The sequence below is a fragment of the Nocardia sp. NPDC051570 genome, from assembly GCF_044454005.1.
Taxonomy (GTDB): domain Bacteria; phylum Actinomycetota; class Actinomycetes; order Mycobacteriales; family Mycobacteriaceae; genus Nocardia.
Genome location: NZ_JBITDI010000029.1, coordinates 17,270 through 40,930 on the forward strand (window position 1 = coordinate 17,270; position 23,661 = coordinate 40,930).

Annotated in this window: 23 protein-coding genes; 9 read left to right on the plus strand and 14 right to left on the minus strand. The window is 67.2% G+C overall.

Annotation, left to right across the window (positions count from 1 at the left end; translation table 11 throughout):
* Positions 1 to 16 precede the first annotated feature (16 nt).
* The 11 genes from nuoK to ACIA76_RS40560 form a co-directional block, all read right to left on the minus strand.
* The gene (gene nuoK, locus ACIA76_RS40510) at positions 17 to 316 is read right to left on the minus strand and encodes an NADH-quinone oxidoreductase subunit NuoK (protein ID WP_397160347.1); all 300 of its coding nucleotides are present in this window, start codon (positions 314 to 316) and stop codon (positions 17 to 19) included.
* A 15-nt stretch (positions 317 to 331) separates the two neighbouring features.
* Positions 332 to 1,144 (minus strand): NADH-quinone oxidoreductase subunit J, encoded by an 813-nt coding sequence (locus ACIA76_RS40515; protein ID WP_397160349.1) that lies wholly within the window; start codon positions 1,142 to 1,144, stop codon positions 332 to 334.
* Positions 1,141 to 2,928 carry an NADH-quinone oxidoreductase subunit NuoH gene (gene nuoH, locus ACIA76_RS40520; RefSeq protein ID WP_397160351.1) on the minus strand — a complete coding sequence of 596 codons (1,788 nt, stop codon included), beginning with the start codon at positions 2,926 to 2,928 and terminating at the stop codon, positions 1,141 to 1,143. Before nuoH ends, ACIA76_RS40515 begins: the two co-directional genes overlap by 4 nt.
* A complete protein-coding gene (locus ACIA76_RS40525; protein ID WP_397160352.1) occupies positions 2,921 to 5,353 on the minus strand; it encodes an NADH-quinone oxidoreductase subunit G in 2,433 nt (810 codons plus the stop codon). Before ACIA76_RS40525 ends, nuoH begins: the two co-directional genes overlap by 8 nt.
* Positions 5,350 to 6,669 (minus strand): NADH-quinone oxidoreductase subunit NuoF, encoded by a 1,320-nt coding sequence (nuoF, locus tag ACIA76_RS40530; RefSeq protein ID WP_397160354.1) that lies wholly within the window; start codon positions 6,667 to 6,669, stop codon positions 5,350 to 5,352. Before nuoF ends, ACIA76_RS40525 begins: the two co-directional genes overlap by 4 nt.
* Positions 6,666 to 7,394, minus strand: a complete 729-nt coding sequence (nuoE, locus tag ACIA76_RS40535) for an NADH-quinone oxidoreductase subunit NuoE (protein ID WP_397160356.1) — start codon at positions 7,392 to 7,394, stop codon at positions 6,666 to 6,668. The genes nuoF and nuoE overlap by 4 nt, the downstream gene beginning before the upstream one ends.
* Positions 7,391 to 8,677, minus strand: coding sequence for an NADH dehydrogenase (quinone) subunit D (gene nuoD, locus ACIA76_RS40540; RefSeq protein WP_397160358.1), 1,287 nt, complete (start codon positions 8,675 to 8,677; stop codon positions 7,391 to 7,393). Before nuoD ends, nuoE begins: the two co-directional genes overlap by 4 nt.
* Positions 8,678 to 8,814: 137 nt before the next feature.
* Positions 8,815 to 9,525 carry an NADH-quinone oxidoreductase subunit C gene (locus tag ACIA76_RS40545; protein ID WP_397160360.1) on the minus strand — a complete coding sequence of 237 codons (711 nt, stop codon included), beginning with the start codon at positions 9,523 to 9,525 and terminating at the stop codon, positions 8,815 to 8,817.
* Positions 9,522 to 10,076, minus strand: a complete 555-nt coding sequence (locus tag ACIA76_RS40550; RefSeq protein ID WP_397160362.1) for a NuoB/complex I 20 kDa subunit family protein — start codon at positions 10,074 to 10,076, stop codon at positions 9,522 to 9,524. The genes ACIA76_RS40545 and ACIA76_RS40550 overlap by 4 nt, the downstream gene beginning before the upstream one ends.
* 25 nt (positions 10,077 to 10,101) lie before the next feature.
* Positions 10,102 to 10,482, minus strand: coding sequence for an NADH-quinone oxidoreductase subunit A (locus ACIA76_RS40555; protein ID WP_397160364.1), 381 nt, complete (start codon positions 10,480 to 10,482; stop codon positions 10,102 to 10,104).
* 242 nt (positions 10,483 to 10,724) lie between these two features.
* Entirely contained in the window at positions 10,725 to 10,961 is a 237-nt protein-coding gene (locus tag ACIA76_RS40560) for a hypothetical protein (RefSeq protein ID WP_397160366.1), read from the minus strand.
* 36 nt (positions 10,962 to 10,997) lie between these two features.
* On the opposite strand from ACIA76_RS40560, the gene ACIA76_RS40565 reads away from it, so the two are divergent.
* Positions 10,998 to 11,375 carry a hypothetical protein gene (locus tag ACIA76_RS40565; RefSeq protein WP_397160368.1) on the plus strand — a complete coding sequence of 126 codons (378 nt, stop codon included), beginning with the start codon at positions 10,998 to 11,000 and terminating at the stop codon, positions 11,373 to 11,375.
* Positions 11,376 to 11,445: 70 nt separating this feature from the next.
* On the opposite strand, the gene ACIA76_RS40570 is transcribed toward ACIA76_RS40565, so the two are convergent.
* On the minus strand, positions 11,446 to 16,908 hold the full coding sequence (locus tag ACIA76_RS40570; protein ID WP_397160369.1) for a carboxyl transferase domain-containing protein: 5,463 nt from the start codon (positions 16,906 to 16,908) through the stop codon (positions 11,446 to 11,448).
* A gap of 191 nt (positions 16,909 to 17,099) precedes the next feature.
* On the opposite strand from ACIA76_RS40570, the gene ACIA76_RS40575 reads away from it, so the two are divergent.
* The 5 genes from ACIA76_RS40575 to ACIA76_RS40595 all read left to right on the plus strand — a co-directional run bounded on the left by ACIA76_RS40575 (position 17,100) and on the right by ACIA76_RS40595 (position 19,679).
* Entirely contained in the window at positions 17,100 to 17,471 is a 372-nt protein-coding gene (locus ACIA76_RS40575; RefSeq protein ID WP_397160371.1) for a hypothetical protein, read from the plus strand.
* Between the two features lie 9 nt (positions 17,472 to 17,480).
* Positions 17,481 to 17,924 (plus strand): ASCH domain-containing protein, encoded by a 444-nt coding sequence (locus ACIA76_RS40580; RefSeq protein ID WP_397160373.1) that lies wholly within the window; start codon positions 17,481 to 17,483, stop codon positions 17,922 to 17,924.
* A 33-nt stretch (positions 17,925 to 17,957) separates the two neighbouring features.
* A complete protein-coding gene (locus ACIA76_RS40585) occupies positions 17,958 to 18,518 on the plus strand; it encodes a hypothetical protein (RefSeq protein WP_397160375.1) in 561 nt (186 codons plus the stop codon).
* A 93-nt stretch (positions 18,519 to 18,611) separates the two neighbouring features.
* Positions 18,612 to 19,343, plus strand: coding sequence for a tyrosine-protein phosphatase (locus ACIA76_RS40590; protein WP_397160377.1), 732 nt, complete (start codon positions 18,612 to 18,614; stop codon positions 19,341 to 19,343).
* A gap of 36 nt (positions 19,344 to 19,379) precedes the next feature.
* A complete protein-coding gene (locus ACIA76_RS40595) occupies positions 19,380 to 19,679 on the plus strand; it encodes a hypothetical protein (protein WP_397160379.1) in 300 nt (99 codons plus the stop codon).
* A 16-nt stretch (positions 19,680 to 19,695) separates the two neighbouring features.
* Here ACIA76_RS40595 and ACIA76_RS40600 read toward each other — a convergent pair whose 3' ends face one another.
* On the minus strand, positions 19,696 to 20,670 hold the full coding sequence (locus tag ACIA76_RS40600; protein ID WP_397160381.1) for an FtsK/SpoIIIE domain-containing protein: 975 nt from the start codon (positions 20,668 to 20,670) through the stop codon (positions 19,696 to 19,698).
* 293 nt (positions 20,671 to 20,963) lie between these two features.
* Between ACIA76_RS40600 and ACIA76_RS40605 the strand changes: the two genes are divergently transcribed.
* The 3 genes from ACIA76_RS40605 (at position 20,964) to ACIA76_RS40615 (ending at position 22,894) form a co-directional block, all read left to right on the plus strand.
* Positions 20,964 to 21,410, plus strand: coding sequence for a hypothetical protein (locus tag ACIA76_RS40605; RefSeq protein ID WP_397160383.1), 447 nt, complete (start codon positions 20,964 to 20,966; stop codon positions 21,408 to 21,410).
* A gap of 261 nt (positions 21,411 to 21,671) precedes the next feature.
* A complete protein-coding gene (locus ACIA76_RS40610) occupies positions 21,672 to 22,283 on the plus strand; it encodes a TetR/AcrR family transcriptional regulator (protein ID WP_397160385.1) in 612 nt (203 codons plus the stop codon).
* Positions 22,284 to 22,378: 95 nt separating this feature from the next.
* On the plus strand, positions 22,379 to 22,894 hold the full coding sequence (locus ACIA76_RS40615) for a nuclear transport factor 2 family protein (RefSeq protein WP_397160387.1): 516 nt from the start codon (positions 22,379 to 22,381) through the stop codon (positions 22,892 to 22,894).
* Positions 22,895 to 23,387: 493 nt separating this feature from the next.
* Here the strand turns inward: ACIA76_RS40615 and ACIA76_RS40620 are convergent, their stop codons facing one another.
* Positions 23,388 to 23,534, minus strand: a complete 147-nt coding sequence (locus ACIA76_RS40620) for a hypothetical protein (RefSeq protein WP_397160389.1) — start codon at positions 23,532 to 23,534, stop codon at positions 23,388 to 23,390.
* Positions 23,535 to 23,661 lie beyond the last annotated feature (127 nt).

The following is a 23,661-nucleotide window of genomic DNA, read 5'->3' on the forward strand; positions in this document are numbered from 1 at the left end:
ATCCGCGGTACCCACGTCAGTACTTCAACAGGTTGGCGTCGTCGACCGAGGTCGAGCGGCGGGCGCGGAAGATGGTCATGATGATCGCGAGGCCGACGACGACCTCGGCGGCGGCCACCACCATCGTGAAGAAGGCGAACACCTGGCCGTCGAGATTGTGGTGTTCGCGCGCGAAGGTGACGAAGGTCAGGTTCACCGCGTTGAGCATGAGCTCGATGCACATGAACACCACGATCGCGTTGCGCCGCACCAGCACACCGGCCGCGCCGATGGTGAACAGCAGCGCGGACAGATACAGGTAGTTGTCCGGATTCACCGCAGAGCCTTTCTCTCAGCCTCGGGTGGGATTGTCGGGTTCAGCGGTAGTGCCGTTGTGGCCGTTGCCGACCCCGATCTCCGCGGCCTCGGTGTTGGCGCGGTTGCGGCGATGCCGCAGGATCGTGGAGACCGACAGTTCGGCGAACGAGCCGTCGGGCAGCCGGGCCGGGATGTCGACCGCGTTGTGCCGCGCGTACACACCGGGCGTAGGCAGCGGGGTGACCTGGCGGCCCTCCCGCACCCGACGCCGCGACATCTCCTTCTGATCGGTGCGCGGCCCGAACCGCTCCCGATGCGCGAGCACCATCGCGCCGATGGTGGCGGTGATGAGCAGGGCCCCGGTCAGCTCGAAGGCCCACACGTACCGCACGAAGATCAGATCCGCCAGCGCCGCAATGGGATTCGCGCCGAATCCGGGCCCCGTCGCGGCGACGTCGTTATCGCGGACGCCGCGCGCGATCGCCCCGATGAGCAGGATGCCGAAGCCGATGCCGACGACCACGACCGCGACCCGATGCCCGCGCAGCGTCTCGCGCAGCGATTCGTTGGAGTCGACGCCGACGAGCATGAGCACGAACAGGAACAGCATCATCACCGCGCCGGTGTAGACCACGATCTGCACCACGCCGAGGAACAGTGCGTCCTGGGCGATGTAGAACACCGACAGCGTGATCATCGTCGCGGCGAGGGCCAGCGCCGAATGCACGGCCTTGCGGGCGCACACCAAGCCGAGTGCGCCCGCGACGGCGACCACCGCGAGCACCCAGAACAGCACGGTCTCTCCGGTCGAGGTGCGGGTAACCGTCTCCGCGAGAACCGAATTCATCGCACACCGCCTTCCGCGCCCACCACGGCGGGTTGCGACCCGGCCTCGGTCTCCGAACCCGGCACCTTCCCGAGGTAGTAGTCCGCATCGGTGGAGCCCGGAGCCATCGCATGCGGCGGCGGGTACATGCCCGACCGCAGCGGGGCCAGCAGATCCTCCTTCTCGAAGATCAGGGCGGCGCGATTGTTGTCGGCCATCTCGTATTCGTTGGTCATGGTCAGCGCGCGGGTCGGGCACGCCTCGATGCACAGGCCGCAGCCGATGCAGCGCAGATAGTTGATCTGATAGACGCGGCCGTAGCGTTCGCCGGGGGAGAAGCGTTCGGCCTCGGTGTTGTCCGCGCCCTCGACGTAGATGGCATCGGCCGGACACGCCCACGCGCACAGCTCGCAGCCGATGCACTTCTCGAGTCCGTCGGGATGCCGATTCAGTTGGTGGCGGCCGTGATAGCGCGGCGCGGTCGGCACCTTCTCTTCCGGATACTGCTCGGTGTTCTTCTCCTTGAACATCGTGGAGAAGGTGACCCAGAATCCGGCCAGCGGCGACAGCAGCCCCGGCTTGGGGCCCTGGGCGGCGGGACGTTCGGGCATCGGCGGCACCGGGAAGCCCGCATAGGTCGTCGTCCCGGCGGGTTCGACCGCGCTGCGATCGTCGCCGCGATGTCCGGCCCGCAGCGCCGCGCCGACCAGCAGCAGCGACACCACGATGCCGCCGCCCACCAGACCCGCGGTCTGCACGTGATACCCGTTGTCCTGCAACACCTTCAGCGACGCCACCACCATGACCCACAGCAGCGACACCGGAATCAGCAGCTTCCAGCCGAGATTCATGAACTGGTCGTAACGCAACCGCGGCAGCGTGCCGCGCAGCCAGATGAACACGAACAGGAAGACCCAGACCTTCGCGGTGAACCACAGCACCGGCCACCAGCCCGAATTCGCGCCCGCCCACAGGTTCAGCGGGAACGGCGCATGCCAGCCGCCGAAGAACAGCGTGGTCGCCAGCGCCGACACCGTACCCATGTTGATGTATTCGGCCATCATGAACATGGCGAACTTCAGCGAGGAGTACTCGGTGTGGAAGCCGCCGACCAGCTCACCCTCGGCCTCGGGCAGATCGAAGGGCGCACGGTTGGTCTCGCCGACCATCGATACCGCGTAGATCACGAACGACGGCAGCAGCAGCCACACATTCCAGGTGCCCCACTGCTTGTCGACGATGCCGGAGGTCGACATGGTCCCGGTCAGCAGGAAGACCGCCGCGAAACAGGCCGCCATCGCGATCTCGTAGGAGATCACCTGCGCGGTCGAGCGCAGCCCGCCCAGCAGCGGATAGGTCGACCCCGACGCCCATCCGGCCAGCACGATGCCGTACACCCCGACCGAGGCCATGGCCAGGATGTAGAGCACCGCGACCGGCATATCGGTCAGCTGCACCGGCGAGTGGGTGCCGAACCAGGACACCGAGGGCCCGAACGGGATCACCGCGAACGCCATGACCGCCGGAATCAGCGAAATCACCGGCGCGAGAATATAAATGGGCCGATCCACCATCGCCGGGATGATGTCCTCCTTGAGGAGCATCTTCACCCCGTCGGCGATGGACTGCAGATAGCCGCGCGGCCCGGTCCGGTTGGGTCCGATCCGCATCTGCATCCAGGCGACGACCTTGCGCTCGATGAGCACCGCGAGCATCGGGATGAGCAGCAGATAGACGAAGATCAGGATCGATTTCAGTACGACCAGCCACCACGGGTCGTGGCCGAACAGGCTCGAGTCACTCACGGTGGTCCTCCCGACGGATACGCACGAGGTGGCCGGGGGTGGTCGCGAGGTGTTCGAACACCACCGAGCCGGGGGAATTCAACGGCAGCCACACGACCCGTTCGGGCATCACGGTGACCGCCAGGGGCAGCACGATATGGCCGTGGTCGGTGCTGACCCGCACGGGATCGCCTGTGGTGGCGCCGATTTCGGCTGCGGTCTGACTCGACATCCGCACCACCGCCGGGCGCGCGGTGGCGGCCAGATTCGGTTCGCCGTCCTGGGCTCGGCCCCGATCCAGCAGCATCCGCCAGCCCGCCAGCACGGCCGTGCCGGGCCCGGGCGCCGGGGCGGCCGCGGCGGGATGGTCCGGCGTCGCGGCGGGCGGGCCGTCCCAGACGCCGAGTTCGGCCAATTCCGCATCCGCCGCGGCACTGTCGGGCAGTCCGAGCCGGATGCCCATCTCGTCGGCGACGGCGTGCAGCACGCGATGGTCGGCCAGCGGTGCGGCCTCGCGGCGCACGGTGGCATCGCCCAGCGCGGCCTCGAACGGGCGCGAACGCCCCTCCCAGGTGAGAAAGCTGCCCGACTTCTCCATCGCGGAGGCGACCGGGAAGACGACATCGGCGCGTTCGGTGATCGCGCTGCGCCGCAACTCCAGGCTCACCACGAACCGGGCCGCGTCCACCGCGGCGAGCGCTGCGGCGGGATCGGGCAGATCGGCGACATCCACGCCGCCGACCACCAGTGCGCCCAGCGCCGAGGCGGCCGCGAGGATCGCGGCGGTATCGCGACCGGCCGCGGCGGGCAATTCCCCGACGTTCCATATCGCCCGAACCTGTTGGCGCGCACGCGGATCGGCCACCGGACGACCGCCCGGCAGCAGCGTGGGCAGCGCACCCGCCTCGAGTGCGCCACGCTCACCGGCCCGGCGCGGCACCCAGGCCAACGCGGCACCGGTGGTATCGGCCAGCCGCGCCGCGGCCGAGAGCGCGCCGGGCGTCATGGCCAGCCGCTCGCCGACCAGGATCACCGCACCGGGCGCACGCAGCCGCTCGGCCAGATCCGGCTGTGCGTCGGTGAGCGTGTCGAGCATCCGCGCCTCCTCGCCCGGCGCCGTCGACAACAACCGGCCCGACATCCGCTCGAGGCCCCGAGAGGCGAAGGGCGCCAACGCGTATACCGTGGGTCCGCCCTTGCGCGCCGCCTTGCGCAGGCGCAGATAGACGATCGGCGATTCCTCCTCCGGCTCGAATCCGGCCAGCAGCACCACCGGCGCGGATTCGAGGGCGGCGTAGTCGACGGTCGATACCTGCCCGGCGACCCGGGCGGCGAGGAATTCGGCCTCCTCCGCGGAATGGGGGCGGGAGCGGAAGTCGATATCGTTGGTGCCCAACGCGATACGCGCGAACTTGGCGTAGGCGTAGGCATCCTCGGTGGTGACCCGGCCGCCGACCAGGACACCGGCATTGCCGCGCGCGGCGGCCAGCCCCTCGGCCGCCCGGGCCAGCGCCTCTGACCAGGACGCGGGTGCCAGCACCCCGTCCCAGCCGCGGACCAGCGGTGTGGTCAGCCGGTCGGCCTCGGTGGCATAGGCGAAGGCCCAGCGACCCTTATCGCAGTTCCATTCCTCGTTGACCTGTGGATCGTCACCGGCCAAGCGCCGCAGCACCTTTCCGCGGCGATGATCGGTGCGCTGCGCGCATCCGGAGGCGCAATGCTCGCAGACGGCCGGACTGGACACCAGATCGAACGGGCGTGCCCGGAACCGGTAGGCGGTGCCGGTGAGCGCGCCGACCGGGCAGATCTGCACGGTATTGCCGGAGAAGTAGGACTCCAGCGGCTCCCCGTCGGCGATGCCGACCTGTTCCAGCGCACCGCGTTCCATCAGTTCGATGAACGGATCCCCGGCGACCTGCTGGGAGAAGCGGGTGCAGCGCGCGCACAGCACGCAGCGTTCGCGGTCCAGCAGCACCGCGGGCGACAGCGGAATCGGTTTGGGGTAGGTGCGTTTGACGCCCTCGAACCGGGACTCGCCGCGGCCGGTGGACATCGCCTGGTTCTGCAGCGGGCATTCGCCGCCCTTATCGCAGACCGGGCAGTCCAGCGGATGGTTGATCAGCAGCAGCTCCATCACGCCCTCCTGCGCCTTGGCGGCGGCGGGGGAGCTGAGCTGGGTGCTGATGACCATGCCGTCGGTGACGGCCATCGTGCAGGAGGCGACCGGTTTGCGCTGCCCTTCGACCTCGACCATGCATTGGCGGCACGCGCCGACCGGATCGAGCAGCGGATGATCGCAGAAGCGCGGGACCTGGATCCCGATCAGCTCGGCGGCCCGGATGATCAGCGTCCCCGCGGGCACGCTGACCGTGGTGCCATCGATGGTGATGCTCACCAGATCCTGGGGGACCACGCTGTTGTTATCGGTGGAGACCGTCGCTGTCATCGCACGCCCCCTTGGACGGAGTCGGAGGTGTCGGCCCATGCCGTGGATCGCGCGGCGTCGAACGGGCAGCCGCCGCGGCGCAGATGCCGCACGTATTCGTCGCGGAAGTACTTCAGCGAGGAGAAGATCGGGCTGGCCGCGCCGTCGCCGAGCGCGCAGAACGATTTGCCGTTGATGGTGTCGGCGATATCGAGCAGCTTGTCCAGATCGGCCTCGGTGCCGCCGCCCTTCTCCAGCCGCTCGAGCAACTGGACCAGCCAGTAGGTGCCCTCGCGGCACGGCGTGCATTTGCCGCAGGATTCGTGGGCGTAGAACTCGGTCCAGCGCAGCACCGCGCGCACCACGCAGGTGGTGTCGTCGAAGATCTGTAATGCTTTGGTACCCAACATGGATCCGGCCGCGCCGACGCCCTCGTAGTCCAGCGGTACGTCGAGATGTTCATCGGTCAGCAGCGGCGTGGACGAGCCGCCCGGGGTCCAGAACTTCAGCGTATGTCCCTTGCGCACCCCGCCTGCGTAGCCGAGCAGCTCGCGCAGCGTGATGCCCAGCGGCGCCTCGTACTGACCCGGCCGGGTCACGTGCCCGGACAGCGAATACAGCGTGAAGCCCGGCGATTTCTCAGTGCCCAGCGAGCGGAACCAGTCGATGCCGTTGTCGAGGATCGCGGGCACGCTGGCAATGGATTCCACGTTGTTGACCACGGTCGGGCAGGCATACAGCCCGGCGACCGCGGGGAACGGCGGCCGCAGCCGGGGCTGGCCGCGGCGGCCCTCGAGCGAATCCAGCAGCGCGGTCTCCTCACCGCAGATATAGGCCCCGGCCCCGGCATGCACGATCAGCTCGAGGTCGTAGCCCGAGCCGAGGATGTCGTGGCCCAGATAGCCCGCCGCATACGCCTCGGCGACCGCGGTCTGCAGCCGCCGCAGCACGCCCAGCACCTCGCCGCGCACGTAGATGAACGCGTGCGAAGCGCGAATCGCGTAGGACGCGATGATGATTCCCTCGATCAGCACATGCGGGGTGGCCAGCATGAGCGGAATGTCCTTGCAGGTGCCCGGTTCCGATTCGTCGGCATTGACCACCAGATAGTGCGGCTTGTCATCGCCCTGCGGGATGAAGCCCCACTTCATCCCGGTCGGGAATCCCGCACCGCCGCGACCGCGCAGCCCGGCGTCCTTGACGGTGGCGATCACCTCGTCTGGATCGGTGCGCAGCGCCTTGGGCAGCGCCCGGTATCCGTCGTGGCGGCGATAGGTCTCCAGCGTCCAGGACTGCGGTTCGTCCCAGTAGCGGGTCAGGACGGGTGCGAGGGTCATTGCGCGCCTCCGTCGGTCGACTTCTTATGGTGCACGGGTTGTTCGGGCACGGATGTACTGCGAGCGATCCGCAGCCCCGCCAGCGTCGCCTCGCCCGGATCGCCCTCGTTGGCATTCGGGCGCTCGTCCGGGAATCCGGCGAGGATGCGGGCGGTCTCGCGGAACGAGCACAGCGGCGCACCGCTGCGCGTACCGGTGACCTGGTCGCCGCGGCGCAGCGAATCCACCAGCGCCCGAGCCGATTGCGGGGTCTGATTGTCGAAGAACTCCCAATTGACCATCAGCACCGGCGCGTAATCGCAGGCGGCGTTGCATTCGATGTGCTCGAGGGTGACCGCGCCGTCGGAGGTGGTCTCGCCGTGCCCGATGCCCAGATGTTCGGTCAGATCGGTCATGATCTCGTCGCCGCCCAGGACCGCGCACAGCGTATTGGTGCAGACGCCGACGTGATAGTCCCCGGTCGGGGTGCGCCGGTACATCGAATAGAAGGTGGCCACCGCGGTGACCTCGGCATCGGTCAAACCCAGCTGCTCGGCGCAGAATCCGATGCCGGTACCGGATACATAGCCCTCCACGGCCTGCACCAGATGCAGCAGCGGCAGTAGCGCCGACCGCGGTTGCGGATAGCGTTCGATGATCTCCTTCGCCTCGAGCTGTAACCGGTCGCGCACCTCCTGCGGATACGGAATCGGCCGGGTGCCCAGCTTCAACAGGATCTCTGTCATCGGTCCACACCACCCATCACCGGGTCGATGCTGGCAACGGCGGCGATCACGTCGGCGACCATGCCGCCCTCACATGTCACCGCTACCGCCTGCAGATTCGTGAACGACGGGTCGCGATAGTGCACCCGATACGGGCGGCTGCCGCCGTCGGAGACCATATGCACACCCAGTTCGCCGCGCGGCGACTCCACCGCCGAATACACCTGTCCCGCAGGCACTCTCAGCCCCTCGGTGACCAGCTTGAAGTGGTGGATCAGCGCCTCCATCGAGGTGCCCATGATCTTGCCGATATGTTTGGCGGAGTTGCCCAATCCGTCCGGGCCCAGCGCCAGATCGGCGGGCCAGGCGATCTTCTTGTCGTCGACCATGACCGGACCGGGCCGCAGCCGGTCCAGGCACTGCTCGACGATCTTGAGCGACTCCTTCATCTCGTTGACGCGAATCAGATAGCGGCCGTAGGCATCACAGCCGGTATCGGTCATCACGTCGAAGTCGTAGGTCTCGTAACCGCAGTAGGGCTCGGACTTCCGCAGATCGTGCGGCAGGCCGGTGGCACGCAGGACCGGTCCGGTGATGCCCAGGGCCATGCATCCCGCCAGGTCCAGATAGCCGACGCCGCGCGTGCGGGCCTTCCAGATCGGATTCTCGTTGAGCAGCAGCTCCAGATCGTGCAGCCGAGAGGGCATGAGCGCCAACAGCTCCCGGATCCGGGGCACGCCGTCCTCGGGTAGATCCTGCGCGAGGCCGCCGGGCCGGATGAACGCGTGATTCATCCGCAGCCCGGTGATCAGCTCGAAGATGTCGAGGACCAGTTCGCGCTCGCGGAATCCGAACAGCATCGGCGTGAGCGCGCCCAGCTCCATGCCCCCGGTGGCCAGTGCCACCAGATGCGAGGAGATCCGGTTGAGCTCCATGAGCATGACCCGGACCACGGTGGCGCGCTCAGGGATATCGTCGGTGATGTCGAGCAGCTTCTCCACGCCCAGGCAGTACGCCGTCTCGTTGTAGAACGGCGACAGATAGTCCATCCGGGTGACGAAGGTGACCCCCTGCACCCAGTTGCGGAATTCGAGATTCTTCTCGATCCCGGTGTGCAGATAGCCGATTCCGCACCGCGCCTCGGTGACGGTCTCGCCCTCGATCTCCAGGATCAGCCGCAGCACCCCATGCGTGGAGGGGTGCTGCGGACCCATGTTGACGACGATGCGTTCCTCGGCGGCCCCGCCGAGGGCCTCGCGCACCTCGTCCCAGTCCTGCCCGGAGACGGTCACTGCCTTCGGCACCGACGAACCGGACTGCGTCCCAACCTCTCCCGCCCCCACGTCACCACTCGGTCCAGCCCCCACGTCACCACTCGGTCCTGCGCCCACGTCACCACTGGGTCCCGCGCCGGAGGCGCGGGTCATCTCTGTTTCGTTCATCAGCTGTACGCCCTCCGCTGGTCGGGCGGCGGGATGCGCGCGCCCTTGTACTCGACCGGGATTCCGCCGAGCGGATAGTCCTTGCGCTGGGGATGCCCGCGCCAGTCGTCGGGCATGAGGATGCGGGTCAGCGCGGGATGTCCGTCGAACAGGATGCCGAAGAAGTCGTAGGTCTCCCGCTCGTGCCAATCCGTCGTCGGATACACCGAATACAGCGACGGCATATGCGGATCGGCATCGGGCACCGACACCTCGAGCCGCAGCCGGCGGCCGTGGGTGATCGAATTCAGGTGGGTGACGGCATGCAGTTCGCGCCCGGTGTCGTCGGGATAGTGCATCCCGCTCACGCCCAGGCACAGCTCGAATCGCAGCGCCGCGTCATCGCGCAGCGCCCGGGCCACTGCGAGCAGCCGCACGCGCCGCACATGCAGGGTCAGCTCGCCCCGGAACACCACGATCTTCTCGATGGATTCGGCGAATCCATCGTCGGACAATACTTCTCGCAGCCGATCGATCAGCTCGTCGAAGTAGCCGCCGTAGGGTGGCGGGGTGCTACCGGGCAGGCTGACGGTGCGGACCAGGCCGCCGTATCCGGAGGTGTCCCCGGAGCCGGTGACCCCGAACATGCCGTGGCGCACCCCGATGACCTCGTCGCCGGGCTGCGCGCGCTGATCCTGTTCGGCCAGTTGGCTTTCGTTCTGTTCGGTCATCGCAACAGCCCTGTCATCCGGACGGTGGGAGTGACCGCGAGCGCCGCCTCCTCGGCGGCCCGTACGGCCTCCTCGCGGTCGACGCCGAGCGGCATCTCCTGGATCTTCTCGTGCAGTTTCAGGATCGCGTGCAGCAGCATCTCCGGCCGCGGCGGGCAGCCGGGCAGGTAGATGTCCACGGGCACAATGTGATCCACGCCCTGCACGATGGCGTAGTTGTTGAACATGCCGCCCGACGAGGCGCAGACGCCCATCGCCAGCACCCATTTCGGCTCGGTCATCTGGTCGTAGACCTGACGCAGGACCGGCGCCATCTTCTGGCTGACCCGGCCCGCGACGATCATCAGATCGGCCTGCCGCGGCGAGGCACGGAACGCCTCCATGCCGAAGCGCGCGAGGTCGAAACGCCCCGCACCGGTGGCCATCATCTCGATCGCGCAGCAGGCCAGCCCGAAGGTGGCCGGCCACAGCGAGCCCTTACGCAGATATCCCGCGAACTGTTCGACCGTGCTCAGCAGGAATCCGCTGGGCAGCTTCTCCTCGAGACCCATTGTCACTTCCCCTATTGGTTTCGGCTCAGTCCCAGCTCAATCCGCCACGCCGCCACTCGTACGCGTAGGCCACCGAGACGTTGAAGATGAACAGCGCCATCGCGGCCAGCCCGAACACACCCAGCGCATCGAAGTGGATCGCCCAGGGGTACAGGAACACGATCTCGATGTCGAAGATGATGAACAGCATCGCGGTGAGGTAGTACTTCACCGGAAAGCGTTGTCCGCCAGCATTTCCGGGGCCACCCCCTACCGAATGCGGGGTCGGCTCGATACCGCACTCGTACGCCTCGAGTTTGGCCCGGTTGTAGCGCTTCGGGCCGATGAAAGCCGCAAGGAACAGCGATACGAGCGCGAACGCCGCAGCGACCGCGCCGAGAACAAGAGTTGGCACCTCGGTATTCACAACTGCAAACCCCTCCTCGAGACCTGGCCGCGGACGGCAGCTGCGGAGGCGGGGCTGACGTCGTCGTCTGCCGGGCCAGTCTCGCCCAAGGCCCGCTGCACACCGGCGCGGACGAAAGGAGGACCTGACGGAAGGCGTCATATCAACGCCCGCACTCGTGTGAGCTACGGCACAGCCTACAACTGTTCCTTCTGAATGCGCACCGAATGAAGGCGGTCTTTGATCGAATTCCGTACTGCGATTTATGACCGAATCGGCGTAATCGCCTCGGGCGCCGCGGCGAGCACGCGGGCGAATTCCAGGACGCGAGCGCTCTCGTGATCGCGCGCCCAGACCAGTCCGAGCTGGGAGTCGGGCACGCCGCGCACGGGCACGAACCGCACGTCGGGGCGGCGGTGATACTCGGCGGTGGTGCGGCACAACAACAGTGCGCCCCGCCCCGCCGCGACCGCGGCGATCGCCTCCTGCGTCGTGCGCACCGCCGGACCCGCCGGAATCGCCCGCCCGTCCGGCGTATGCCGCGGCGCCTGCGCCTCGCGCCAGTAATCCGGTGCGGTGCACGCGAGTCCGATCAGCTGGCGGCCCTCGGCACTACCGCGGCAGCGGCCGCGATCCTGCTCATGCTCTGGGGCATTTCCTACGGCGGCGTCTCGGTGAGCACCCAGAACTGGACCCTGGCCACCGCATTCGGCGCGCGGGAAGCGGCCTCGGCCATCCTCGTCGCGGTCTTCAACGGCGCGATCACGCTGGGCGCGCTGCTGGGCGGGCGGGCCGTGGACGCGGACGGTGTGCGATCGGCGCTGTGGGTGGGCGTCGGATTGGTGGCCGCGGCAACGATTCTGGCGCTGGCATCCGGCCGAATTCGTCGACGCGATCCCGTACCGGCGAAGTAGTCACGGATTCGCGCTGACGAGACCGGCCTGCCGATCGACGTCGTCGTCGATCGGCAGGCCGGGGATCTCATCAGGGCAGGCGTGCCTCGAGCGCCTCGATGATGCGCGGACGCAATTCGGCGGCGCGGATGATGGCGTCGACCGAACCGACCTCGACCGCGCGCTGGATGTTGTGCACGCGATCGAATTCCGCGGCGACATCACCGAGCTTCTCGGCGCGCACCGAGGATCGGGTCTCCTCGAGCTCGGCGATCAGGGCCGCGCGGGCGGCACCGGCCGCATTGGCCGCGCGCGCCTCCAGATCCCGCACCCGCTGATCGGCCGCGGTCCGAGTGTTGACCTCACTGGAGAACACCGCCGCCGCCGCGGGTGCGCCGCCGAGCACCGAGGCGACCGAACCCTCCAGCGCGAGCACGAGCATGTTCGGATTGAGCGCCTTCGAGAACACCACGAACGCGCCGCCGTGGTACCGCGAAATCACGCAGAACACAATGGGCCCTTGGAAGTTCACGATCGCGCGGCCGATCTCGGCACCGTACTCGAGCTGCAGTTTACGCATCGACTCGGGCGAGCCGTCGAAGCCCGACAGGTTCGCCAGGACCACCAGCGGCCGATTACCGCTGGCGGCGTTGATCGCCCGCGCCGCCTTCTTCGACGACCGCGGGAACAGCGTGCCCGCGGTGTAGATGTCCGGGCCGTCGGTGGACGGGAAGCCGCGCCGGGGCACGCTGCGTGATTCGATGCCCAGCAGGCAGATCGGGATGCCGCCGAGATGCGCGTCCTGCACGACCGCGGTTTCGGCGTCGGCCATTCCGGCCCAGCGTTCCAGCACCGGATGGTCCTGATCCGACAGCGCCCGCATCACGGTGCGAATGTCGAACGGCTTCTTGCGATCGGGATTCTTGGCGGCGGAGAAGATCTCGCCGACGGTGGCGAAATCGCTGTCGGCCACGGCATGCGGGAAATCGGAGACGTCGCGATCGAGAGGATCCTCGGTCCGCGACCGCCGCGGCGCCGCCTCGCCCGGCGCCACATAGGTGTGGTCGTAGTGCGACATCAGGATGTCGCGCGCCGCGGTCAGATGCGGTGCCCAGTACTGCGCCTGGCCGTTGGGGCCCATCACCCGGTCGTAACCGCCGATGCCGAAGTTGTCCTCGGCCGAGACGCCGCCGGAGAAGTCCAGCGCCTGCTTACCGGTGAGCACCATCGCCGAATCCGGTGTCATCACCAGGATGCCCTTGGTATGCATCAGCATGGTGGCCTCGGCATTCCAGTACGGCTGCGCGCCGACGTTGATGCCCGCGACCACGATGTTGATTTCGCCGCCGCCCTGGGTGAATTCGACGATCCGCTTGAGCGCCGCGGCCACCCAGTCCATGTTCTCGGTACCGGATGTCATCGAGATCCGCGCGCCCGAGGACAGCGCGTACCACTCCAGCGGCACCCGCATCCGTTCGGCCAGATCCATGGCGGCGATCACCCGGCGGCACTCCGGCTCCGACAGCGCGCCAAGGGATTTCGTCGGATCGCCGAGCAGCACGACGCGGGTGACGCCCTGGGGATGCTGTTCGGTCACCGTGCTGACCACGCCCGCCACGATGGCCGCGGTGTTGCGGCCCTTGGGCCGGTCGACCGGGACCAGCGCATGATCGGCGTCGAGATCGTATTCGGCGAAATCGCCGAGCAGACCGGTCAATTCGTACGGGTACACGGTGTTGCGGCTGCTGGCCCGCAGCACCTTCTGCCGGTACTCGTCGAGCGGTTCGACCGCCTCGTCGGTCCGCCCGTTGACGGTTACCGCGGTGCCGCCGGCGGCGTCGAAGGCGATATGCACGGCGACCTTGGCCAGCTCACCGCTCTGCGGGTCGCGCTGGCGCGCGATGATGAGGATCTCCTCGAGCCCCGCGCCCGCGGCCGTCGGCTCCACGCGCCCGACGACGGTCTCGAATTCGGCGGGGGACAGGTCGATCGGCGGCCAGATGTACATCACGATGCGGTTGGTGTTGAACCGCTTCGCCGACGGCCGCCGCGACTGGGCCCGGCGGATCGAGTCGAGGCAGGTGGCGATGGTGGCCTCGGCCGTCGGCAGGGCCAGCAGCCGGCCGTCGTGCTCGCGCAGCGCGGCCAGGTCACGCACCTGCGCGAAGGCGACCAGTCGCTCGTCGGACGGATTCTCCTTGGCGACGCACCGGAACAGGTACACCTCGTCGTTGTCCGAGGACGGCAGCCGGGTCAGGTCGAACTTGCGCAGCCGCTTCATCTGCATCCGCTCCGCGATATACGGATGCAGGCCGCGGATCAGTCGCTCCTCGGCCATGCCGGTCGCCGATGGACGGAAGGTGAAGTGGTGGTGCATCACCGCGCCGCCGCTGCCCGCGACGGTGGTGGTGATCCGGTGCACCTGATTCGGCATCGGCTGCGCGCTGAGCACATCCTGCAATGCCACGGCCATCGCGTCGAAGTCCTCGGGCTGCCGCTCCCAGCCGAGGTAGATATCGGCCTCGATGGACATCGCGCCGCTCGCCAGCTCGGTGAGCCCGCGCAGCACGGTATCGAGTTCGTCGAAACTCACCGCGGCCGACACCAGGGTCAGCCCGCGCCGCTCGGCGATCACGAAGGTGCAGCCGCCGACCTCCTGGGTGCGAACGCCGGTGAGGCCCTTGTTGCCGTAGTACCGCCGGGTCAGCACCTCGAGCATGATCGTGTTGTCCGGGTTGCCGCGCACCAGACGCTGGCCGAGCAGTCGCACCAGCGGTTCGGTGCTACGCACCATATCGGAAACGCGCTCGGCACGATCGGCCGAATCCGGATGGGAATCCAAGTGGCGCAGATGCTTTCGCACGTTGGTGTACACCCGGGCGCGGTTGCGCCGCAGCAACGGCTGACCGAACCAGGCGAACACCAGACCGCGCGTCAGATCCGCGATCATCGGGAAACGCACCTGCGTGGCCGCCACCAGACGCTCCAGCGCCAGGCCGACGGGCTCGCGCAGCGCACGATCGGGCACCGGCTCGCGCAGCCATTCCCGCAACATCGTGGTGATGACGGTGACGGTGTCGGAGGGACGCTGCTGGGCCAGGAAGATCCGGAAGACCGCGGCCTCGAGATCGGGGGTGCGCTCCAGATCGGTGACACCGTAATGCCCGAGCGCCTTGGCCAGCTTGGCCTGATACGCCTCCGGCAGTCCGGCCCGCTCGACATCGAGGCTCTGCAGATAGGTGTGGAAGTACTCGCGGGCGCTGTGCACATGGCTCTGGCCGCCGTCGTCCTCCCACGACCGGTTGTTGCTCAGCTCGGCGAGATCGGCGAACACCTGCACGAGTTCGAGTTCCTCGGCCAGCGGCCGGTGATTGTCGGCGAGGGCCGCCCGGCGCGCGGTGAGATAGCCGTCGACCACGCGGCGATCGTCGTGCGGGTCGACATCGAAACCCAGCAGCAGGCTGCGCAGATCCTGCAGGCCGCGGGTCATCCGCTCATGCGGCTGGATCGGCGCGGTCTCCTCGGGCAGGTCCATCTCGACCGAGGTGGTCGCCGTGGTCTCCTCGGCCTCGTCCTCGTCGGCGAGCGGTTCGAGCCGCAACATCGGCGCACCGGTCTCCACCTGGGTGCCGACCGATACCGAGCATTCCTTCAATCGGGCCCGGAACGGTGCGCGCAGCACCGTTTCCATCTTCATGCTCTCCAGCACCAGCACCGGCGCACCGGCCTCGACCTCGGCGCCGACCTCCAGCGGTGTGGCGACGACCAGTGCGGGAGCGGGTGCGCGGACGATACCGCCCTCGTCGCGGCTGATCCGATGCGTCACACCGTCGACATCGACCAGATGGATCGGCCCGTGCGTGCCGGTGATCAGGCGATACCGGATGCCGTTGACCACGATCTGCCCGGCGTGGCGATCGAAGCGTTCGAGATCGACATCGGCGGTGCGGATTTCACCACCGGCCTCGATACCGATCCGGAACCGATGGGCGCCGATGCGCGCCACGCGCACGCGGTAGCCCGCGCCGCGCAACTTCAGATCCAGCGGGCGGCCGCTCTCGTGCTGCACCTGCGGACGGCCACCGGATGCGGTGGACAGCAGCCGATGACGCTCGCCCCGCTCTTCCTCCTCATAGGCGTCGATGGCCGCGGCGGCGAGTGCGACGGCGGAGTGGCGATGCGAGATCAGACGGCCCTCGCCGCGCACCCGGTCGATCCAGCCGGTGTCGGCGCTGGCGTCGATCACCTCGGGCTGGATCAGCAGATCGAGGACGAAACTCTTGTTGGTCGCGCCGCCCTCGATCACCACGCGGGTCTCGGTCATCGCCCGGCGCAGCCGGGCCAGCGCCTGGTCACGGGTGCTGCCGTAGGCGATGATCTTGGCGATCATCGAATCGAAGTCGGCGGGGATCGTATCGCCCTCGCTGACACCGGTATCCACGCGAATGCCCGGGCCCGCGGGCAGATCCAGTCGCGCGATGCGGCCCGGGGCGGGCGCGAAATCGCGGTCGGGATCCTCGGCGTTGAGCCGCGCCTCGATGGCGTGGCCACGCTCGGCGGGCGGTTCGCCCTCGAGCCTGCCGCCGGACGCCACGTGCAGCTGCGCCCGCACCAGATCGACTCCGGTGGTGTACTCGGTGATCGGATGTTCGACCTGCAGGCGGGTATTCACCTCGAGGAAGGCGAACAGTTGGTCGCCGGGGTGATAGAGGAATTCGACCGTGGCCGCGCCGCGGTAACCGACCGCGACCGCCAGCCGCTCGGCCGAGGCCTTGAGTTCGGCGGTCTGCTCGGGACGCAGCACCGGCGACGCCGACTCCTCGATGACCTTCTGATTGCGCCGCTGCACCGAACAGTCGCGCACGCCCAGCGCCCACGCGGTGCCCTGACCGTCCGCGATCACCTGGACCTCGACGTGCCGGGCGCCGGTCACCAGCCGCTCCAGGAATACGACACCGCTGCCGAACGCCCGCGCGGCTTCCTGCCGGGTGCGCTCGTAGGCGTCGACCAGTTCGGCCTCGTTGGTGACCATGCGGATGCCGCGGCCACCACCGCCCGCGGTCGCCTTGAGCATCAGCGGGTAACCGATCTCGGCGGCGGCCGCGACGGCCGCGTCCACGGTATCGACACCGCCGCGACTCCACGGCGCCACCGGCACGCCGACCTCCTCGGCGATCAGCTTCGCGCCGATCTTGTCGCCGAGTTTGCGCATGGCCTCGGGGCTGGGCCCGATGAAGGTGACCCCGATCTGCTCGCACAACTCCGCGAAGGCCGGATCCTCGGCCACGAAACCCCAACCGACCCAGGCGGAATCGGCCTTGGTCGCCACGAGGGCGCGCTCGAGCACCTTCAGGTCCAGATACGGGCGCGCCGATGCCGGACCGAGGTCGTAGGCGATATCGGCCTCTCTGACGAATGTCGCGTTCCGGTCGACATCGGTGTACAGAGCGACGGTTTCGATCGACTGCGCGGTCTCCGCGGCCAAATCTCGGACAGCGTGGATGAGGCGCATGGCGGCCTCACCCCGATTCACGATGGCGATGCGGGTGAACACTCGCCAGCTCCTTCCTCTCCAATGCACGGCCCGGTCGAGCGTGGGGTGTTGTGGCTCCCGGTCCCGCGTAGTGTGCACCCTTCGGTCGCGTAGGTACACAACGGCCGGGGGTTACTGGCACGTATCGTGTGTTTTCGCGACGTCGTTTCGCCCATTTTCCGGCCGGGGCGACGGCCCGTATCCTGAACCGTGTGCCCGACATTCTCGATGTGCTGCACGCTCGCTGTGCCGAGATCGCGGGTGAGGCGATCCTCTCCGGAGCGGACAATCCGGACCTCACACTGAGCACACACGAGGTGGAGCAACTGCTCGACCACATCGCCGACCTCAACCGCCGCTACGACGATATCGCCCTGGCCTACCGCGAACTCGACGAGCGATTCACCGTGCTCCGCCGAGCCGCGGGCGAGGCCACCATCTCGTTGCAGCGCATCCGCGCCACCCTCGACCAGCGCACCGCCCATCCGGAAGCCCGTGCCCGCCAGGCCGATTCCATCGCCCGCTTCGCCGCCGAGACCCTCACCGCGGCAAGGCTGCACACCGGGGGATCGGCGAGCACATAACATCGAGCCATGATCGAACCCGCCGATCTCGCGTCACTTCCGACGGCCGAGTTCGCGTTCCCCGGCCCCCTGCGCGACAAACTGGTGGCCGCGATCCTCGACGGCGCCAAGACCGCGACCACCGGCCTGGTGATCGAATACGAGCGCGACGGTGAACCACTGCCCGAGCCCGGCACGCGTTCGGTGGTGATCGACTCGGAGCACCACCCGGTCGCCGTCATCGAGGTGACCAGCGTGCGCATCGTGCCGCTCGCACAGGTCGACCTCGCCCACGCACAGGACGAGGGCGAAGGTGATGCCACGATCCAGGATTGGCGAACGAGCCACGAAACGTTCTGGCACAGCCCGGAAATGCATCATGTACTCGGCGACCCCACCTTCACCGTCGACGACACGACGCGAGTGGTACTCGAACGCTTCCGCCTCGTCGAAGACCTCCGCGCCCCCAGGTAGTTCACTTCCGTCTGGTAGATCATGCCGGTGGATTTGGCTCAGATCAGTACCCATGCCGAAGAACTCGCGGCGAGATTCGACGCGCGGCCACCGCATGTCGAGTCGGGCATGGTGTCGAAGTGGCGCGTGGACGGCGTGCAGGCACGCTTCCGGAAGAAACAACCGGTTGTCGTGATCGGCCCCGTCTTCACCGAACTCTCGGCACAGGAGAAGGAGGGCGCACTTGCCGAGGCCGTGGTGCTCCTGGACATCCTCTGGACCGGGAGGTACTACCCCTTGACCGCCGCGACGCTCGTGGTGCTCGCACCGTATCTGCTGCTCAGCTTCTTCGCCGGCGGGTTCGGGCTGTCGCCATGGCTGTGGGGCTCGGCGTGGCTGGCCTTATTCGTGCTCGGACGTGCTGCGGCACAGCTGATCTGGTCTCGAATCGCCATCCACCGGATGGACCGCAGGGTAGCGGAGGTCCTGGGACGACCGATGCTGAACATCGTGCTCGACCTGGACGACCGCACCCGCTCACAGGTTCGCGGCAGGGCAGGCATCCTGGTGAAACTCACCATGCCCAGCAAGGCTCGACGCCTGAACGCCCTCTGAGACGGAGGGTCTGCCATTCGCGACACTGTGTCAGGACCTGTTCGCCTCGGGTTGGTGACATCGGCCGATCGACCCTCTAACCTGGCGTGAGATATGAAGCGGCACATCGAATTCGAGCGACTGCACAACTTCCGCGATCTCGGCGGCTACCAGGCGGCCGACGGCCGCACGGTGCGCTGGGGCCAGCTGTACCGATCCGATTCACTCGGAAAGCTGCGCGGCGAGGACTGGGACCGGTTCCTGCAACTCGGAATCCGCACCGTGATCGATCTGCGGTACCCCTGGGAGATCGAGGCCGCGGGCCGAATCCCGCAATCGGACCGATTCGCCTACGCCAACCACAGCATCGAACATCGCCCCTACGAACATGCCGACGTCGACCCTGATATCGATCCTTGGCGCTACCTCGCCGACCACTACGCCGAAGTCGCCGCGGATGGCATCGTCGAGATCCGCGAGGTCCTGGAGCTCATAGCCACCGACGAGGGTCCCGCCGTCTTCCATTGCGCCGCAGGCAAAGACCGTACCGGCCTGATCGCCGCCCTGCTCCTGACCGCCCTCGACATCTCAACCGACCAGATCCTCACCGACTTCGCCCTCACCGAACGCGCCACCCCCCACTTCATCGCGAACTGGCACGCCCAGAACCCCGGCCGAACCCTCCGCTCGCCCGGCTACGGCCGCGCCCACGAGGACATCATGCGCCTGACCCTCGAGGACCTCACCACCACCTACGGCTCCCCCCTCGACTACCTCACCACCACGGTCGGCATCACCCCCACCACAATCGAGCGCCTGAAAGACCGACTGCTGACCGACGACTGACATACCGAAACCCGTTGGCGGGTACGGTCTTCAGGTATGGCAACCGCAAAGGTGACGCTGAGCCTCGATATTGGTGCGATCTCGCTCGGCCGCCGGGCGGTGGAGCTGACCGGCGATTCCTTGTCTGCGATCGTCTCCAAGACCATGAACCGGCATCTGTTGACCGATTGCGCGCCCGCGCCGGTGCCCGATGAACAGACCGCGGCCCGCCGGGAGGCGAAGGAAGCGCTGACCGATGCCGAGTTCGATCGCTCGCACAACCCCCACTGTAGGACCAGCCTGCTGTGCCTCATCCAAAAGGGCCATGCCGCAGCCATATTCGGGTTCTCCCGGTGACCGATCGGCCCGTCACTCACTCCAGGCGGCGTGCGGGCGTACCGGATATGAGCGCGGTGGCGAGCACCTCGGAAAAGGGAAGGCTGCCATCGTCGTAGGGGTCGCTGGTGTGCCGGGTACGGATGCGGTACGACGAATAGGCGGCTCGGAAACCGGTGATCGACCCATCAGGCGCGCGAAGGAGTCCACGCCCGGGGATACTTGGCAGGTGGTAGGCATCGGGTACACCGAGCACTTCTCGGGATTCGTTGGCGGAGAAGGTATTCAGGCAGATCCGGTAGGTCAGGTAGCTGTCGATGGCGTGCGTAACTCGTTCTTCGAGTCGTTGTGAGGCGAGCAGCATATGCACCCCTGCGGCCTCGCCGAAGCGGCCGACCATTGTGGCCGTATCCAAGAATTCCCGTCTATGGGTGTGCATGAGTTCGGCGAATTCGTCGATGACGACGACGAGCACCGGCATCGGATCGGTGGGCACACCGGCATTCCGTGCCGCCCATGCGTATTCGGAGAAGCTGCGGAAACCACCGAGGGATCGGATGTGGTCCAACCGCCGTGAGACTTCGTTGGCAACGACCTCCATCATCTGCCCACCCGAAGTCTGCCAGTCGTCACCGCCGCTGAAGTTCGGGAAGTAACCGGCAACCTGTGGCAGATTGCGGACGGAATCGAACGTTGCGGCGCCCATGGCATCAGCAAGCAGGAAGTTGACCTGCTCCGGACCGTGCTCGACGGCGAGCCCCAGCACGAGGGACAGCAACAGTTCGGACTTGCCGGATCCCGTGCACCCGATCAGGAGACCATGTGGTCCGATGCCGCCATACGCCCGAGGCGTCATGTCCAGAACCAACCGAGACCCGTTCTCCGTCACACCGATCGCAACACTCAACCGATTCCCGGAGCCGATTCGCCGCCGCTGACTTACGTCCAGTCCGCTGATGTCACCGATTCCGTGCAGGGAGGCGAAGTCGACGGTGGGATCGGGGTCCGACATCCAATGTCCTGCACCGACTGCCATTTCACTCCCAACTCGTTGCCTGCTGTGGTTCCCGTTCGGACGCGACATCCGTTGCCTACGAACTGGATCCACTCACGTATATCAGACAAGGCCACCGCCTCTGGCGATCCCCCCTGCAGCACTGCACATTCCGGCCGACGTCCAGCCGGTGCGTGTCCCACACCGCGACCTGGACCGCGAAATCCGCAGCTGGTCACGGTGTCGTTTCGCCGACCAGGAAGGGCCATACCGTACTCTCGGGTATCGGAATTCGAGCTCAGGAGGTATCCGTGGCTTGGCGTCGATCTCTGTGCACTTCCGCCGTCCTGATCGGCGCGATCCTGGGTACGACCGGGACCGCATCGGCTGATCCGGTCACCACCCTCGACCCGGCCACAACCCTCGGCGGCGGGGAGCTGCCCTGCTTCGGCCAGGTGAAGGCCTTCTACGATCCGGCCCGGGATTTCTTCGGTGACCAGGTGATGTGGATTCGAGCAGAGCTCACGTCCCTGGCTGTCGGATCCTCTTCGTGCGGATTGAACGCCACGGTGAGCTGGCGAAATCTCGACGCCGGAACCAGCGGCGTGACCCGGCCCATCCCGCTGGGCGACGACGGCAGCCACAACGCACTCTGGGTCCCGATCAACACGAGCAGGACCCCGGGTCGTATCGAGGTCACCACCGACACCGATCAACCACACCTCCCCGGCCACGGCAGCTTCGTCATTCCGGGATAGCGCCACATCGGCTCACTCAGACCGAAACGACGGTGAAATTACGGCCGATTCCGGAATGGATGACCTCGGGCGGGTGCGTAGGCAGGCGATGTAGCAGTTCGGAACTGAGTGAGCATCCGGCAGCACCGGCTACGACCGCGACGGTCGGCTCCCGATCGCTGCCACCAGATCCACCGAGTTCGACTGCAGCACTAGCCCATTGACAAAGTTGTGAGTGTGTAGTCACATAGTAAGTGATCACTCACTCATGAAGGAGGTGCCGTGGCAACCGAGCCGAGTCCGTTCCGATCCACCGCGGAGGCCCGTCGCTCGATCGTCATCTCGCGGGCGGTCAGCGTGTTCGCTCGCAAGGGCTACTGGGCCACGCCGGTCACGGATGTGGCCGAGGCGGCAGGTATCTCGCAGGCGTACGTGTTCCGGCTCTTCGACGGCAAGCTCGGTCTGTTCGTGGCAGCGCTGGAACACTGCCACGAACGGATCGTCACGACCCTGGGCGAGGTCGCGGACCGAATGCCCGACGAGAAGCCCGATGTCGTGCTGTCGGCGATGGGTGATGCCTACGCCGATCTGATCTCCAACCGCGACCTGATGATGTTGCAGGTCCACGCTTTGAGCGCCGTCGACGTTCCCGAGATCGCCGCGGCCACTCGACGGGGGATGGAGCGGGTGATCACCCTCATCAAGGAACGAACCGGAGCCCCGGACGCCGCGGTGCAGCAGTTCATGGCCTACGGCCAGCTCTGTCACTACATCGTCGCCGCCGGTCTCGCCGACGACGACGGCTCGCAGCCACGCTGGGCGAAGGTCCTGACCGAGGGGATGACTCACCCCAACCCCGGCCACGCAAAGCACGGTCCCGAGTCGTCTCTCTGAATCCACCTACATCTACCCGCTCGGCCCGACCTCACCGTTGCCGAGCTCATCAGTCGACCCACCACGCAAGTCAACCGCTGTCTTTTGGAGAAATCATGACCACCATCCGTCGCTCCGCCGTCACCGCTGTCGCCGTCGCCGCAGTCGGCCTCGCCGGAGTATCCGCGCTGACCGCATGCGGTTCCGATAAATCCGACAAGCCTCAGGCACAAGGGAATCCGGCCATCGCCACCGACTGGGAGGCCGCCTGGAACAACAGCGACCCGCAGCGCCTGGCCGCCCTGTTCACCACCGACGACTCGCGCTACACCGACCACGCCTTCGATCGCACCTACCACGGCCATGACGGGATGGTCGAATGGGCAAGCAACACCAAGAAGTTCATCCCGGGCGCCTCCATCAAGGTCAACGACGCGTTCGGAGGCGCCGACAAGGTGGCGATCAACTGGACATTCAGCGGACAGCTGGCCGGAGCACCCAAACCGTTCTCCGTGCCCGCCGTCGCCGTTCTTCAGCTGCGCGGCAACCAGATCGTGAGCGACGACGACTACTACAACTTCGCCGACGTAGTCCGCCAGTCCGGCCTGCCCGCCGATACCAACTTCGGCTAGACCGACCCGACACCACACGCGCACTCGGCGTGCGCTCCCTCGTCCGTCCCGCAGCAGACCAGCTCACGCCGAGCCCGAGCAGGGACCCGCGTGCTCCGCCGAGCGTGCCCGGCGCGGCGACCTGAGTCGAAATCCGTTACGACGCTTACCAAGCCTGCATCAACGTTTGGAAGCCACAGCGCTCCAACGAATTTGATGCCATCAACCAATCGTTCGAATCTTCCCCGGAGTCACTGTGTCCGCTATACCGGTCAGCGATGTCGACCTCTACACCCCCGAGGCGCGGATCGACCCTTATCCGATTTACGAAGAGCTCCGCGCGCTGGGCCCGGTGGTGTATCTGTCCCGTGACAACCTCTATGCGCTTCCGCGCTATCGAGAGGTCCGTGCGGCCCTCATGGACTGGAAAACATTCTCCTCGGCCCGCGGCGTGTTCGTCGACCCAACGATCAACTCCCAGCTCGTTGCGCAGGCCGTAATCATGCCCGCGGACTCAGCTCGAAACCGGCGCCGAGCGACCATTGCCGCGCGGGTCCATACCGATCAGGTCGTAGCCGTTGCGCAACTCCGGCGGGACCGTGCCGAGCTCCACCGGGAACTCCAGTCCCGCAACGCCGGACCCGCCCGGATTGGTCATCATGACCCCATGCCGTGCGCCGGGATCGGCCGCCGGTATCCGCGAGATCGCGATCGGCCCACCACTGCGGTCGAGCCATCCCGATCACGGTAGAAATCCAAGCGCCCCCACCGAATCCGTCGCACGACGG